At 70.6% G+C, this 13,798-nt stretch carries 11 protein-coding genes; 8 read left to right on the top strand and 3 right to left on the bottom strand.

Annotated elements, in window-relative coordinates; genetic code table 11:
• Positions 1–21: 21 nt before the first annotated feature.
• Together AXW62_RS13765 and AXW62_RS13760 are read right to left on the bottom strand one after the other, a co-directional pair.
• The gene (locus AXW62_RS13765; protein WP_079115613.1) at positions 22–1,062 is read right to left on the bottom strand and encodes an ATP-NAD kinase family protein; all 1,041 of its coding nucleotides are present in this window, start codon (positions 1,060–1,062) and stop codon (positions 22–24) included.
• A gap of 577 nt (positions 1,063–1,639) precedes the next feature.
• Entirely contained in the window at positions 1,640–2,836 is a 1,197-nt protein-coding gene (locus AXW62_RS13760; protein ID WP_211282376.1) for a sigma-54-dependent transcriptional regulator family protein, read from the bottom strand.
• 470 nt (positions 2,837–3,306) lie between these two features.
• On the opposite strand from AXW62_RS13760, the gene AXW62_RS45100 reads away from it, so the two are divergent.
• From AXW62_RS45100 to AXW62_RS13745, 4 genes are all read left to right on the top strand, one after another.
• Positions 3,307–3,747, top strand: coding sequence for a hypothetical protein (locus tag AXW62_RS45100; RefSeq protein WP_214516859.1), 441 nt, complete (start codon positions 3,307–3,309; stop codon positions 3,745–3,747).
• Positions 3,744–3,944, top strand: coding sequence for a hypothetical protein (locus AXW62_RS45095; RefSeq protein ID WP_060944771.1), 201 nt, complete (start codon positions 3,744–3,746; stop codon positions 3,942–3,944). The genes AXW62_RS45100 and AXW62_RS45095 overlap by 4 nt, the downstream gene beginning before the upstream one ends.
• Positions 3,945–4,022: 78 nt before the next feature.
• On the top strand, positions 4,023–5,081 hold the full coding sequence (locus AXW62_RS13750; RefSeq protein WP_060944770.1) for a 2,3-butanediol dehydrogenase: 1,059 nt from the start codon (positions 4,023–4,025) through the stop codon (positions 5,079–5,081).
• A gap of 451 nt (positions 5,082–5,532) precedes the next feature.
• Positions 5,533–8,319: a SpoIIE family protein phosphatase gene (locus AXW62_RS13745; RefSeq protein ID WP_252368596.1), complete on the top strand. Its 2,787-nt coding sequence runs from the start codon at positions 5,533–5,535 to the stop codon at positions 8,317–8,319.
• Positions 8,320–8,526: 207 nt separating this feature from the next.
• Here the strand turns inward: AXW62_RS13745 and AXW62_RS13740 are convergent, their stop codons facing one another.
• Positions 8,527–8,823 (bottom strand): GYD domain-containing protein, encoded by a 297-nt coding sequence (locus tag AXW62_RS13740; protein WP_060944769.1) that lies wholly within the window; start codon positions 8,821–8,823, stop codon positions 8,527–8,529.
• Between the two features lie 453 nt (positions 8,824–9,276).
• Here AXW62_RS13740 and AXW62_RS13735 point away from each other — a divergent pair, with 453 nt between their 5' ends.
• The 4 genes from AXW62_RS13735 (at position 9,277) to AXW62_RS13720 (ending at position 13,503) form a co-directional block, all read left to right on the top strand.
• Positions 9,277–10,278, top strand: coding sequence for an alpha/beta fold hydrolase (locus AXW62_RS13735; protein WP_060944768.1), 1,002 nt, complete (start codon positions 9,277–9,279; stop codon positions 10,276–10,278).
• Positions 10,279–10,829: 551 nt separating this feature from the next.
• Entirely contained in the window at positions 10,830–11,489 is a 660-nt protein-coding gene (locus AXW62_RS13730) for an O-methyltransferase (RefSeq protein WP_060944767.1), read from the top strand.
• A 156-nt stretch (positions 11,490–11,645) separates the two neighbouring features.
• A complete protein-coding gene (locus AXW62_RS13725) occupies positions 11,646–12,845 on the top strand; it encodes a sensor histidine kinase (protein WP_060944766.1) in 1,200 nt (399 codons plus the stop codon).
• Positions 12,832–13,503: a response regulator gene (locus tag AXW62_RS13720; protein ID WP_060944765.1), complete on the top strand. Its 672-nt coding sequence runs from the start codon at positions 12,832–12,834 to the stop codon at positions 13,501–13,503. Before AXW62_RS13725 ends, AXW62_RS13720 begins: the two co-directional genes overlap by 14 nt.
• Positions 13,504–13,798 lie beyond the last annotated feature (295 nt).

Here is a 13,798-nt window from a genome sequence, read left to right as displayed (position 1 = left end):
CTCTTGTCGGTCCGGTCGTCCTCAGACCACGGGGCGATCGCTGCGGAACAGGCCGGCTCGTGCCGCCTGGCTCATCACCGCGGTGACGTCGACACAGAGCGGCCCGTCTTCTGCGAGCCGCACCGTGGCACCCGTCGTGCCCACCAGTTCCAGTTCGCGCTCGCCGTCGAAGGACACCACGCCGCGGGTGGTGCCGATCTCCACCAGCTCGCCGGTGCGCAGGGGCCGCCAGGCGACCACCCCGACGGGCAGCACCAGACCCGGGGCGATCGGCGCGTTGATCACGGTGGGTGCTTGCTCCGCCGGGCACAGACGCACCGCGACACCCCCGGGTTCGTCCCGCGGGCTGGGGCAGAGCAGGCCCGCGATGGAGGACAAGCCGGTCGCGTCCGGCTCGGCGAAGGTGCAGTACAGCTCGGTGAGGGCGTCGGGGTGCCAGAGTGCGCGGGAGCCGACATAGGGCTCTGTGGACACCGCGACGTCGACCAGTCCGAGCGCGGTCCGCTGCCCGGTGCGTACCTCGAGTGCGTGAGCCCGGGTGGTGGCGATGCCGTGGTCGACGGCGCCGGTGGCCACCAGTCCGGCCGCCAGGCCGGCGACGGTGGCCTCACGCATCTGCGGGAAGGCGTTGTTGGTACCGGTGGACAGGGACAACAACGGCACGTCGCACCCGGGGCCGGCGAGCAACGCCGCCGTGGCCACGCGAGCGGTTCCATCGCCACCGAGGCAGATGATCACCTTCGCGCCGGCCGCGACCATGCGGCGGACCGCGTTGGCCGTGTCCTGGGCGCTGTCGGTGACGGCATCGTCATCGACGAAGCGGACGTGCGGCCATGGCGTCTCCTTCGCCGCCCGGTTCCGCACGCCTCTCAGGACGGCCGCGGAGATCCCTCCGAGATCGACGGATACCAGTACCGTCTCGACGCCGACCGAGCCCAGCGCCGTGAGCATGCGCCGCACCATGCTGGCCTTCTCGGCCGTCGGGAAAACCGATGCGCCGGATACCAGCCGCCGGATGTCCCGGCCGGAGGCAGGGTTGGCCACAATGCCCACCGCAGTCATGCCGCAGGGCCCCTTCACGATCCGATGTGTGGCCGGCGTCCTCCGGCCACGGATGTCATGGGACTGCGGAACCGGATCGGCGGGACAGGGTTGCACGACATTGCACACAGCGGTGAACGCAATCGGGCGCAACGCCTTGTGTGGACAGCGCGGTGATCCGACCGTGGGCCCATGACACGTGCGCGGCCGGACGCCACGGCGGCTCCCGCGGCGGGACGTCCGCGATGGCTTCGTCAATGAGGGCCGCCTCCGCGAACGCGTGTTCATGGACGGTCAGCATCGCGACCTCGTCGGTCCCGGTCGAGCGAAAGCCTCCCTGGATCACCGGCCCGCATACGGCCGGGGACGGAATGCACCGAGCCGCGGGAACTCGTGCGCCACAGGCGACCGCACACCGGTACCGGCGCACGGCCGGTGCCGTGCGCCTCACTGCGGCGCGGCGAGCAGATCAGCCGCTAACCGCGGCGCGGCGAGCAGATCAGTCGCGTCGCAGGTGATCGGACCGGTACCTGCGCAGCGCGGTGGGCGGTGGCGTCACCAACCGCAGATGCATGCCGCTCCCGCTCTGGTCCCGGTGTCAGGGCTCACCGTGGTCGCCGTGCGTGACGGTCAGGTGGACGCCGTCGGTGAGACGGTAGGGCCGGGTCGCCACGATCCCGCCGAGCCGGCGGCGAAGGCGCGACACCTCGGCCCGCGCCGCCACGAGGTGTCCCGCATCGCCGAACAATGCCTGGCTGAGCGCTTCGGCCGACATGCCGGCGGGACCCGCACGGTGCAGGAGCGCCAGTATTTCGGCGTGCCGTTTGGTGATGAGCCGGCGCCATGCCGTGTCACCGGCGTGCACCTGCAGCGACGGGGTGCTGGACAGATCGAGTTCGAGCAGCACCTTCCGGCCGCCGCTGGATGGCCGGACGAGCCAGCCGTTCGGCAGACGCTCGGGCACACAGGCGCCATAACCGGGCACAGCGAGGGTCTGCCTGGCAGCCGGTGCGGGAATCCGCGCGCCCACGGCGACGCCGGAGCTGTGCGCAACCCACCCGTGATCGTCGACCACCAGCGCCGGACCCGAAGTGGCGGCCAGCAGCGGTTCGGCCGACTGCCGAAGCCGCTCAAGGTGCTCCTGGTGACACCGCCAGATCCGGGCCTCCATGAGACGGCGCCCGGTCTCGGCCAATGCGCCGATCGCCGGGTGCAGCGTGAGGGCAGGGCCGCTGATATCGACGACGCCCAGCAGATCCCCGGTGCGGGGGTCGTGGACCGGGCAGGCGGTGCAGTACCACGCGTGCTGGTCCTGCTCGAAGTGTTCACCGGAGAGCAACTCCACCGGTGCGGCCTCGGCGAGCGCGGTGCCGATCGCATTGGTGCCCACCTGCGCCTCCGTCCAGACCGCGCCCTCGGTGAAACCGAGCGCGTCGGCACGGCGCCGCACCGATGCCGCACCTGCTCGCCAGAGGACGACACCCTCTGCGTCCGCGACCACCAAAAGCATGTGTGAGGCGTCCGGATTCGCCGCGAATACGTGCATGAATTCTTGGGCAGCGCTCCGCATGGGCGATGCGTACCGCCGGCGTGCGATCTCTTCTTCCGTCACGGAAACGCGCGGGTTCCCGCCCTGCACCGCCAGGCCCATCCGCAGCATGCGCGTCCAGGAGCGGGAGACGAGGGGGCGGGGCGTCAGCGGGGGGCGGCTTCCGCCGATGACGGCTTCATGCATCCGGACCAGGTCGCGGGCGTAATCAGGCAAGCTCCGGCCCTGAGGGATCGCACTGTGCATGCTCACCGCACCTCCCGCACCTTCGCGCCAGTCGGGGGGAGCGTATCCGCCGTATGAACCACGCGCTACCGCCGTGCAACAACTCCATGCAATTCCGTGCAACCCTGTCGCGCTCGTCCGGAAGGGCGTGTAATCAGCGCGACTGCGCGGTGATCCGCGACTCCGCGAAGGCGGTCTCAGAGGATTCCGGCGGTCCCTGCAATGAAGGTGCGCTCCGCGGAGAGCCCGGCACCCGCGTACGGACGGCAGCGGGTGCGGGGGCTCGTGTTACTCCACCGGGCGGGAGTTCCGCGGCGCACCGGGTCCTTCCTCCTCCGCTCATAGAAAGCTCAGTGCGGCCATGTCCGAGCCCCTCCCCACCAGGCGAACCGTGAGTTCGCTGATGCACGGCATCGGCGATCTGGCCGTAGTGCTCGTCATCACGTTCGGCGGCACGTTCGGCGGCTGGTTACCTGCTCGGCGACCCGCGGGTGAGCCCGTTCGAGCTTTACCCGCCGTCCTTCGATGCCGCCTTGTTCTGGGCGTTGCTATTCGTCGTCCGGTCGGGGGCCAACCACGAGTTCTTCGGATTCGGCCTACTGCGCCGGCCGCTCAGAGGAGCAGCGAAAACGGCATCGACCGCGGTGTTCGCGGTGGGGGTCACCTACGCTTTCGCGGCGGGTTTCGGGCACCTCGGCGCCGACTTCACGGCCTCATGGAAAGGCGGTCTCGGCTACTTCGCGGCTGCGCTCTTCGTGCTTTTCGTCTTCTCGGCCTGGGTGCTCGCGGTGATAGGCTGGTCGGACTGTCGCGTGGCTGATTGCATGGGCCGACACCTTCGGCAACAAGCCCACGAATACGAATATCGGCCTTGCCGCCAATCCGGCAGCGCGTGTCGCCGTCGCCTTGGCCCTTGGCCCTTGGCATCTTGACTTTTCTCACCTACTACCGGTTCGCGGCGGGCACGCTGCTCCATGAACCGGTCGCAGCCGGAAACCCGCACGACAACGCGCTCGGCAGCGCGCTCGGGTTCATGGACCGATTCGCCCTCGTGACGCCGCTGTACGTCGTCGGGTTCCGCTCCTATGGCCTGCCGATGGCCTGCCGATGGCCTGCCGGAGCCGGCTGATGCGACGACCAAAACCACGACCGCCCCATAGGACGTCCCCCGCTGTACCACTGCTATCCGCCGGCAAGGGAGCCGAGAATGAAGGCAGCACGCTTCTACGGTCCGGGCGATATCCGGATCGACGATGTCACGGAACCGGCGACACGGCCGGGCACCGTCAAGGTCGAGGTCGAATGGTGCGGCATCTGCGGCACCGATCTCCATGAGTATCTCGAGGGGCCCATCTTCGCGCCGGCCAAAGGCGCGCCGCACCCCCTCACGGGCGAGACCGTACCCATTACTCTCGGTCACGAGTTCGCGGGAGTGGTCCGGGAACTCGGTGACGGTGTCGAAGACCTGCGCGTAGGCGACCGGGTCGTGGTCGAGCCCTACCTCGTATGCGGCCGGTGCGACCCCTGCCGGCGTGGCATGTACAACGTCTGCCAGTCGCTGGGATTCGTCGGCCTCTCCGGCGGAGGGGGCGGATTCTCGCAATTCGTCGTCGCGGAGCGGCGCTGGATCCATCCGCTCGGTGAGCTCGGCACCGACGTGGGCGCGCTCATCGAGCCACTCGCGGTCGCCTACCACGCCGTACGGCTGTCCGGCGCCCGCCCCGGCGACACCGCCATCGTGTTCGGTGCGGGACCGATCGGCCTGGTGACCACGGGTGTGCTGCGCGCGGTCGGCATCGAGTCGATCATCGTTGTGGAGCCGGCGGACGTACGCAAGGCCAAAGCGGTCGCGGCCGGCGCCGACCACGTACTCGATCCCACCACTACGGACATCGCCACGGCGGTGTCAGAACTGACCAAGGGCCGCAATGCCGATGTGACCTTCGAATGCGCCGGCATCGACGCCGTCCTCAAGTCCGCGATCCGGTCCACGCGGGCGGGCGGCACCTGCGTGAACGTCGCCATCTGGGGACACGAGGCCAAGGTCGCGCTGAACGACCTGGTGTTCCGCGAGGTCAAGGTGGTCGGCAGCCTCGCCTACGCGAACGACCACCCGGCGACCATCGCGCTGGTCGCGGGCGGCCGGGTCGACCCGCACCAGTTCATCACCGGCCGCATCGGTCTCGATGACATTGTCACGAGCGGCTTCGACGAACTGGTGAACAACAAGGAGGAGAACGTCAAGATCCTGGTGCGCCCGCGGTGAGGACCGACCGGGTCCGAGCCCAGGCCACGAGCCGGTGCCGGCCGCCCCGCCAAGCACACCGCAGGGGAGTCGGTCGCCCGGCCGAGCACACCGAAGGGGGGGTCGGTCGCCCGGCCGAGCACACCGAAGGGGGGTCGGTCGCCCGGCGCGTCCGAGGCCGTCATCGCACGGTGCCCGCCCAGCTCCCGCCACCCGATCCGGTCACAGTTGCCGCCTGATCCCGCCGTCCGCCCCTCGCCCGCTGTCGAGATCCACCGGAGGAGTCCCCTCTCTCCCCGCGCCCCGGCCCCGGTCGGCCGGCCGGGGCCGCCCCGACGACGCTGGACAGCCCCCCGCCGTGGCCGTCAGCAGCCCCTCAAGCACATTTCCCATGAAATGTCTCTTTACGGAGAAAAGCACCAAAAGTTAGACTGGCCCAGATTGGGGGTCCTGGGCGAGGAGGTAGTCGGGGGTGGTCGAGTTCTGGGCACAGCGGAACGATCCCATGGCACGGGCGCGTGAGCGCTTCGCCTCGGGCGACCGGGTCGAAGGCGTGAGGGCGCCGATCCTGCAGTCGTGGCAGCGCTGCCGCGACCTCGGGCTCCGCCCGGATCGTTTTGAGCTGCCCTATGACGCGAACCTCGATCTCGAGTCCCCTCTCGTGCGCGCGGCCCTGCCCGTCCTGGGCCGGGTCGAGCCCGCGTTCCTGGGCCCGGTGAGCCTGATCATCACGGACAGTGACGGAACGGTGCTCGTCCGGCGAACCGGAGACCGCTCACTCGACCCACTCCTCGACGCCATCCAGCTCCTCCCTGGTTTCCGGTACGCCGAGCGGCTGGCGGGCACCTGCGGCTTGGGGACCGCACTCGCCGAACGCAGGCTGCACCACGTGCGAGGGCCGGAGCACTTCGCGGAGTGCCTGCAGGGGTTCGCGTGCTTCGCCGCTCCCGTGCTCAACCCGCTCAGCGGCCGCATCGACGGCGCCGTCAACCTCACATGCCGGGCGTCGGACGCGCGTCCGGCGATGGAGTCCTTCATCCAGAAGGCACGCAACTCCATCGAGCAGCAGATCCTCGACACCTGCTCACAGCGGGAACGCACCGTGCTTCAGGCATACGTGCAGGCCAGACGTCGTGGCTGCACGGCCGTCGCGGTCACCGGCGAGGGCGCGGCAAGCGTGGAAGCACTGGGCGACACCGGTCTGAGCCGGCGCGACCAGGAGGTCCTGCAGGAAAAGGCCACCGAGCTGCTCTGCTCCGGCGCGGTCGCCGCTGCCGAGGTGATGCTGTCCACCGGCCGGACAGCGATGCTGTTGTGCCGACCGGTGACCACCCCTTCGGGAATCAGCGGAGCCGCCGTCGAGGCTCTCCTGCCTTCTACGTCCGGGCACAGCACGCGGCTTCCACGCCCCGCGGAGCCGGAAACGGCCGAGCCCGCGCGCTGGAGTCCCCAGCGCCCCGAACCCGAGCCTGCCGGAACACCCAAGGCGCCCAAGGCAACCAAGGCACCCAAGGCCGCCGAGACATCGGACCCGGGCAGCGGCGAAGCGGGACGTCTGCTGCTCGTCGGGGAGCCGACGGTGGGTCGATTCGCCATGCAGACGCGGCGGCGGCTGCAACTGCTGAGCGAAGGCGGTGTGCGCATCGGCACCACCCTGGACGTCGCTCAAACCGCTGCGGAACTGGCTGACGTGGCAGTGCCGCAACTCGCCGACTTCGTCACGGTGGACCTGCTGCAGTCGGTGCTGAGCTGGGAAGAAGCCGCCGAGACCGGCGGACCACTGCACCGCATGGCCGTGGGCAGTATCCGGGCGGACTGCCCCTTCTACCACATGGACACACAGTTCGAGTTCGTCCCGACGACTCCCCAGGCGCGATGCCTCGCCACGGGGCAGTCGATCCTCGAACCGGACCTCACCCTCGCCCCCGGCTGGCTGGCCCAGGATCCGGTCCGCACCGAGAAGCTGCTGGTCGAGCAGGGCATCCACTCCCTGATGACGGTTCTGCTCCGGTCCTCGGGCATCGTTTTGGGCGTGGTCACGTTCTACCGGTCGGAGAAACCGGACCCGTTCGAGAACGACGACCTGTCGCTCGCGGAGGAACTCGTCGCCCACGCCGCGGTATGCATCGACAATGCCCGCCGCTACACCCGCGAACACACCATGGCCGTTGCCCTGCAGCGCAGCCTGCTCCCCCAAGGGCTCCCCCAGCAGGGCGCGGTCGAGGCCGCGTACCGCTACCTGCCGGCACTCGCGGGCGTCAGCGGCGACTGGTTCGACGTCATCCCCCTGTCCGGTGCCCGTGTCGCGCTGGTTGTCGGCGACGTCGTCGGCCACGGCATCCAGGCGGCCGCCACCATGGGCCGGCTGCGCACCGCCATCCACAACTTCGCCGCTCTGGACCTGCTCCCGGACGAACTGCTCAGCCATCTCGACGATCTGGTCATCCGCCTCGACAACGACGCACTCGCCTCAGGCGGCGGCCACGGCATCACCGGCAGCAGCTGCCTGTACGCCATCTACGACCCCAGTTCAGGCCAGTGCACCATGGCCCGTGCCGGCCATCCCCCTCCCGCCCTGGTCACCCCCGACGGACACGTCACTCTCGCCGACTTGCCCCCCGGACCACCCCTGGGCCTTGGCGGGCTGCCCTTCCAAGTAGCCGAACTCGAACTGCCCACCGGCAGCCAACTGGTGCTCTACAGTGACGGCCTGCTCCAGGACCACCGCCGTGACATCGACGCCGGAGTCGAGCGCCTGCGCCAGGCCCTGGCTCATCCGCAGCGACCGCCGGAAGCGACCTGTCAGGCAGTCATGGACGCCATGCTCCCCGCTTTTCCGCAAGACGACGTCACCCTGCTGGTCACCCGCACCCGCAGACTCGACACCCGGCAGATCGCCACCTGGAAGCTGCCTTCCGCCCCGGAAGTCGTCTCCACTCTGCGCACCGCCGTCACCCGGCAACTGGCTGACTGGGACCTGGAAGAGCTGCAGTTCACCACCGAGCTGATCCTCAGCGAACTGCTCACCAACGCCATTCGCTACGCGACCGGCCCCCTACAGGTACGCATGCTCCGCGCCGACAGCCTGATCTGCGAAGTCTCCGACGGCAGCAGCACCTCGCCCCACCTACGCCATGCCGCCACCACCGACGAAGGCGGACGCGGCCTGTTCCTCGTGGCCCAGCTCGCCCAGCGATGGGGCACCCGGTACACCGCCAACGGCAAAATCATCTGGACCGAGCAGGACATCCCGCCCTGAACGGTCAATCGGGACAAGCCTTGCTGGACGGGAATGACGAGCGGGCTCGCCCTCGGTCGGAAGTCGGCTGACCCATGTGCGAGTACGCATGCGGCGGGCTGGCGAGGCTCGGGGGTGGTGAGAGGGGGTCACCGAGCGAGAGGGGTGTGCGAGAGGAGGGCACCGAGCGAGAGGGGTGTGCGAGACGCTGACGATGATCGCGCCGTCTCAGTCGCCGGTCTTGGCGATGATGCGCCCCATTTCCTCGCGGCCAAAGGCCCGCAGAGTCGCGGTGCGGACGTTGCCCAGGCCGCTGAGCTGCAAGGACGCCGCGGTGGCGGTTTCGTCGTCGGGGGCTTCGATGACGCACACGAGGTCGTACGGCCCGATCGTCCAGTAGATGTCCACGAGCCGCGCGCCGAGTTTGTTCAGTGCCGCGGAGAAGTCCTCGGTGCGCTTCGCGGTGTCCTTGTAGGCGCGAACCCCTTGCTCGGTCCAGTTGAGCAGCGTGATGTAGGTCGCCACGGCGCCTCACCTCCATGAGAGGAATCCCGTCAGGACGATTTTGTGGGGTTTGGATAGAAAGCGCACTATATGCACGGAGGGGAACGGGTCGGCTACGGCCACGAGGGGCGGGCTTCGGTCGGTGCCCGCAAGGAGCCTGCGACGTCGTGCGCTTACCCCGCTTGGGTCTTCCGTGGGCGCCACGGGCCGTGACCGGCGGACGAGGTCCTGACGCGGCCGAGCCCCGCGCCGGCGGTGGCCGAGCCCCGCGCCGCCGGTGGCCGGTGTCTACGGCGGGGAGCGGGGAAGACCAGGCTCCCGCGAGCCGCGCTCTCGGCTGCGCGCCGATTGACCGGCCGTCGACCGTTTGCCGAACCGGCAACATGCGTCGCCCGCACGGCGGAGCGCGCGGCATGATCGGTGCGGACGGCCGCCGCCGCGTGGCCACCCAGCACAGTGCTCCCGGAGGCATCCATGCCGCAGACGCCCATGACCGACCTCACCCATCGCCTGGTCCCCTCGCCCGCCGGGCGGATCCACCTCGTGGAGCAGGGCACGGGGCCACTGGTGCTGCTCGTCCACGGCTTTCCGGAATCCTGGTACTCGTGGCGCCATCAGCTGCCGGTGCTGGCCGCGGCCGGGTACCGGGTGGCCGCCGTCGACGTCCGCGGGTACGGGCGTTCGTCCAAGCCCGAGGCGGTGGACGCGTACCGGATGAGCGAGCTGGTGTCGGACAACGCCGCCGTGGTGGAGGCGCTGGGCGAGGAATCCGCCGTGGTGATCGGTCACGACTGGGGGGCGAACATCGCCGCCGCCTCCGCCCTGCTGCGGCCGGACGTGTTCCGGGCGGTCGGGCTGCTGAGCGTGCCGTACGCCCCGCGCGGTGGCCCCAGGCCCAGTGAGATCTTCACCCAGATGGGCGGCGAGGAGGAGTTCTACGTCTCCTACTTCCAGGAGCCGGGCCGGGCCGAGGCGGAGATCGAGCCCGATGTCCGCGGCTGGCTCGCGGGCATCTACGCGGCACTGTCCGCCGACACCATGCCCGGGCCCGACCTGCCCGACCCGCATTTCCTGGCGCGCGGCGGCACGCTGCGCGAGCGGTTCCCCGCCGGGCGGCTGCCGGGCTGGCTGAGCGAGCGGGACCTCGATGTCTACGCCGGCGAGTTCGAGCGGACCGGGATGCGCGGGGCGCTGAGCCGGTACCGGAACATGGACCGGGACTGGGAGGACATGGCCGCGTTCGACGGGGCGCCCATCACCCAGCCGTCGCTGTTCATCGGTGGCGCCCAGGACGCCTCCACCACCTGGATGGGTGACGCGATCAAGGCGTACCCCAGCACGCTGCCCGGTCTCGTCGGCTCGCACATCCTCGAGGACTGCGGCCACTGGATCCAGCAGGAGCACCCGGAGGAGATCAACCGGCTGCTGGTCGACTGGCTGGTCTCGCTCCCCGCCCGGCCCAGTTCCGCCGCCTGACGTTTTACGCGTACGGCCGGGGCGCTGCGCGTACGCCCCGGGGCGCATGTCACCAAGAGCCGGTCGGTGAGCTAGCTCCTCACCGACCGGCTCTTCGGTCATCAGCGCACGGAAGCAGACGGGGGCCCATGAGCCGGCCCCGGTCTCGGCCGTCAGGCCCGGGTCCCGGCCGACTGGCTGGCAGGCTCAGGTCTTGCCCGGCCGGCAGGTAGGTCTCGGTCGGCTGGCAGACCCGGGTCCCGGCCGACTGGCAGACCCAGGTCTTGGCCGTCGGTGCCCCGGTCTCGGCGGCTCCCCCGGCCCACGGCGCGGGCGGCGTCCAGAGTCCGGCGGACGACGGACGACGGTCGCGGTGGCGCTGCCCGTCGAGGTGGCGGGAAGTCCCGGGCGGACACCGAGTCGTGCCGTGCCCGGGCGATCAGCGCCTTGGAGACGGCCCCGGTGTCGTCTGTCGCGGCCTGTCATCTCGCCTCCCCCAGAACAACGCATGCGTCTCCCGGCCTACGTCTGCTCGCTAGACAAGACTCAACGTCGCGTCTACTCTGGCGCTCATGACACACACCAGCACGCTTGCCGATCCGCGGGTCGCGGCGGCCATCACCCGCATGTTCGAACTGGCCGAGCAGGACGGGGACGTCGCCTCGCGCCTCGGGGGTGTGACGCCCGGGTCGGGGGCCCACCAGGAACTCGCCGACGCCGCGTCCGAGATCTACATGCCGATCTCCGCCGAAGGCGGGAAGCTGCTCTACAACCTCGTCCGCGCCGTCCGCCCGGCCACGGTCGTCGAGTTCGGCATGTCCTTCGGGATCTCCACGCTCCACCTGGCCGCCGCCGTACGGGACAACGGCACCGGGCACGTTTTCACCACGGAGATGAGCAAGGACAAGATCGCCGCGGCCCGCAAGACCTTCGCCGAAACCGGGCTGGACGACCTGATCACCGTGCTCGAGGGGGACGCCCAGGAGACCCTCGCCGACCTCGAAGGCCCGGTGGACTTCGTCCTGCTCGACGGCTGGAAGGACCTGTGCCGGCCGGTGCTGCGGCTGCTCGAACCGCGCCTGCGGCCCGGCACGCTCGTCGTGGCCGACGACGTCGACCAGTGCCAGGGCGCACTGCGGCCGTATCTCGAGTACGTCCGCGACCCCGCGAACGGCTACCACAACGTGACCTTCCCCATCGAGGACGGCATGGAGATCAGCTGCCGCCTCTGAGCCGCGGCCGCACCCATCGCGGCCGCACCCATCGCGGCCGCGCGGCCGGGCCCACCGAGCGGCGCGACGCCACCCAGCCCGCACACCGGCCCGGGACCGCGCGAGTCGCTCTTAGGAGCGATGAAGAGCGACGCGCGGGCGCATAGTGTCGGGCGGATGAATGTGGTTGACGGCAAGTGGCCAAGGTGGAGCGCTGATGCCGGACTGGCTGCCCTGGCGTTGCTGCCGCCGCTGCTGTCGCAGCCGTACGTCGACACGTCGGGGCCGGCGTGGGCGTCCCTCATCGGCTACGAGGCGGTGGCCGTGGTGGTTCTGGGCTTGCGACGGCGGGTGCCGGTGACGGCCTTCGTCGCCGGGCTCGGTGCGCTCGTGGCGGCGCTGGTGACGAGTGCCGGCGAGGGGGGCAAGCTGACCCCGCTGGTCTTCGTGCCGCTCGCCGCGCTGCTCTACAACCTGGGCAGCCGCTACACCAGCTGGCTGCGCACCGGGTCGGCGCTGCTCGGCGGTGGGGTGATGGTCCTGGTCGGCCTGTGGGTGAACTGGATGACGGTCGGCGCCAGTGAGCTCCGGGGCGGTCTGGACGTCTTCGCCGCCCTGGCTCCGATGCCACTGGCGTGGGCGATGGGTTTCGCCGCACGTTCCCGGCGGGCGCTGCTCGTCGCGGCCGAGCAGCGGGCGGTCGAGGCCAGGCGCGCCCAGCGCCTGGAGGCGGCGCAGGCCACGCAGCGGGAGCGGGCGCGGATCGCCCGCGAGATGCACGACGTGGTCGCCCACTCGCTCACCCTGCTCGTCGTGCACGCCGAGACCCTGCGGGCCCGCGGCGACGAGCTGCCCGACTGGGCCCGTGCCCAGGTCGACGGGCTGGCGGCGGCGGGTCGGCAGAGCAGTGGCGAGCTGCGTGACCTGCTGCGTATGCTGCGCGATCCCGCGGAGGCGGCCCCCTTGCAACCGGTGCCCGGACTCGGTGAGCTGGGTGCCCTGCTGGACAGCCACCGCGCCGCGGGGGGAACGGTCGAGGTGCGGATGGGGACGGCGGAGACCGCGCTGGAGTCGTTGCCGACTCCGGTGCAGACGGCGGGGTACCGCATCGTGCAGGAAGCGCTGGCCAACGCCCGCCGTCACGCGCCCGGCGCGCCGGTCCGGCTCACCGTCGACGGCACAGCCGGCCGACTGCGGTGCGAGGTGGAGAACAGCCGCGGGGTGCGGCGCGGCACGGCCGGTGCGGGGATCGGGCTCGGCCTGGTCAGCATGCGTGAGCGGGTGGACGCGCTGGGCGGCGAACTGACCGCTGGACCGACCGGCGACGGCGGCTTCCGCGTCGTGGCCACGATGCCGTGGGAGCATGCCGGTGCCTGAGCAGATCAGCGTGCTCGTGGTGGACGACGAGCCGATCATCCGCGCCGGTCTGAGCGCGATCCTGGACAGTCAGGCCGACCTCACCGTGACCGGTACCGCCGGGGACGGCGAGGAGGCCGTCGAGGCGTGCGCGCGGCTGCGGCCGGACGTCCTGCTGGTGGACATCCGCATGCCGCGCCGGAACGGGCTGTGGGCGCTGGCCGAGCTGGGCCGCCGGGGGCTCCTCGGACCGGGGCGGAGCCAGGTGCTCATGCTGACGACGTTCGACCTGGATGAGTACGTCGACGAGGCGCTGGCGGCCGGGGCGTCCGGATTCCTGCTGAAGAACAGTTCGTACGAGGAGCTGACCGGGGCGGTGCGGGCGGCGGCGGCCGGACACAGCGCGCTGAGCCCGGCGGTGACCCGCCGGATCATCGAGGGGCATCTGAGCGGCCGGCAGCGACCCAGTGACCAGGAACTGGCCCGGCTGAGGGACCTCACCGAGCGGGAGCGCGATGTGCTGCGGCTGGTCGGGGACGGGCTGAGCAACGCCGAGATCGCCGACCGGCTCGTGGTGAGCCTGCACACGGTGAAGACGCACGTCAGCCGCATACTCGCGAAGACCGGGTGCCAGAGCCGGGCGCAGGCGGCGGTGCTGGCCAGGAACACGCTGTCCTGACGCGTTCTGACAGATTTCGGGGCGCCCTGACCTTCCTGACCCGCTTCCTGCCGGATCAGGCCCCGTCCTCACGCGTCCGCACGCTCCTGACCCTGCCCGGTGGACGGGGCGTGCACGATGCCGCGCCCGGCCACGTCACTCCTTGCCATGTCTCGTCATTCCTAGGAGTGACCCGGCGCCCGCGGGAAGCCCGCCATCGAGCGATGTACCAGGTGGCTGCCGCTGGCTGAATGGTTGGTGTGCGGACGGGCCGCCACCAGGCCAGGCAGCGGGAAGAACACCCGGGTCCCGCCGC

This window comes from Streptomyces hygroscopicus subsp. hygroscopicus, assembly GCF_001553455.1.
Classification (GTDB): domain Bacteria; phylum Actinomycetota; class Actinomycetes; order Streptomycetales; family Streptomycetaceae; genus Streptomyces; species Streptomyces hygroscopicus.
Note: the sequence above shows the minus strand (reverse complement) of the source record. Positions and strands in the feature narration are given on the sequence as shown.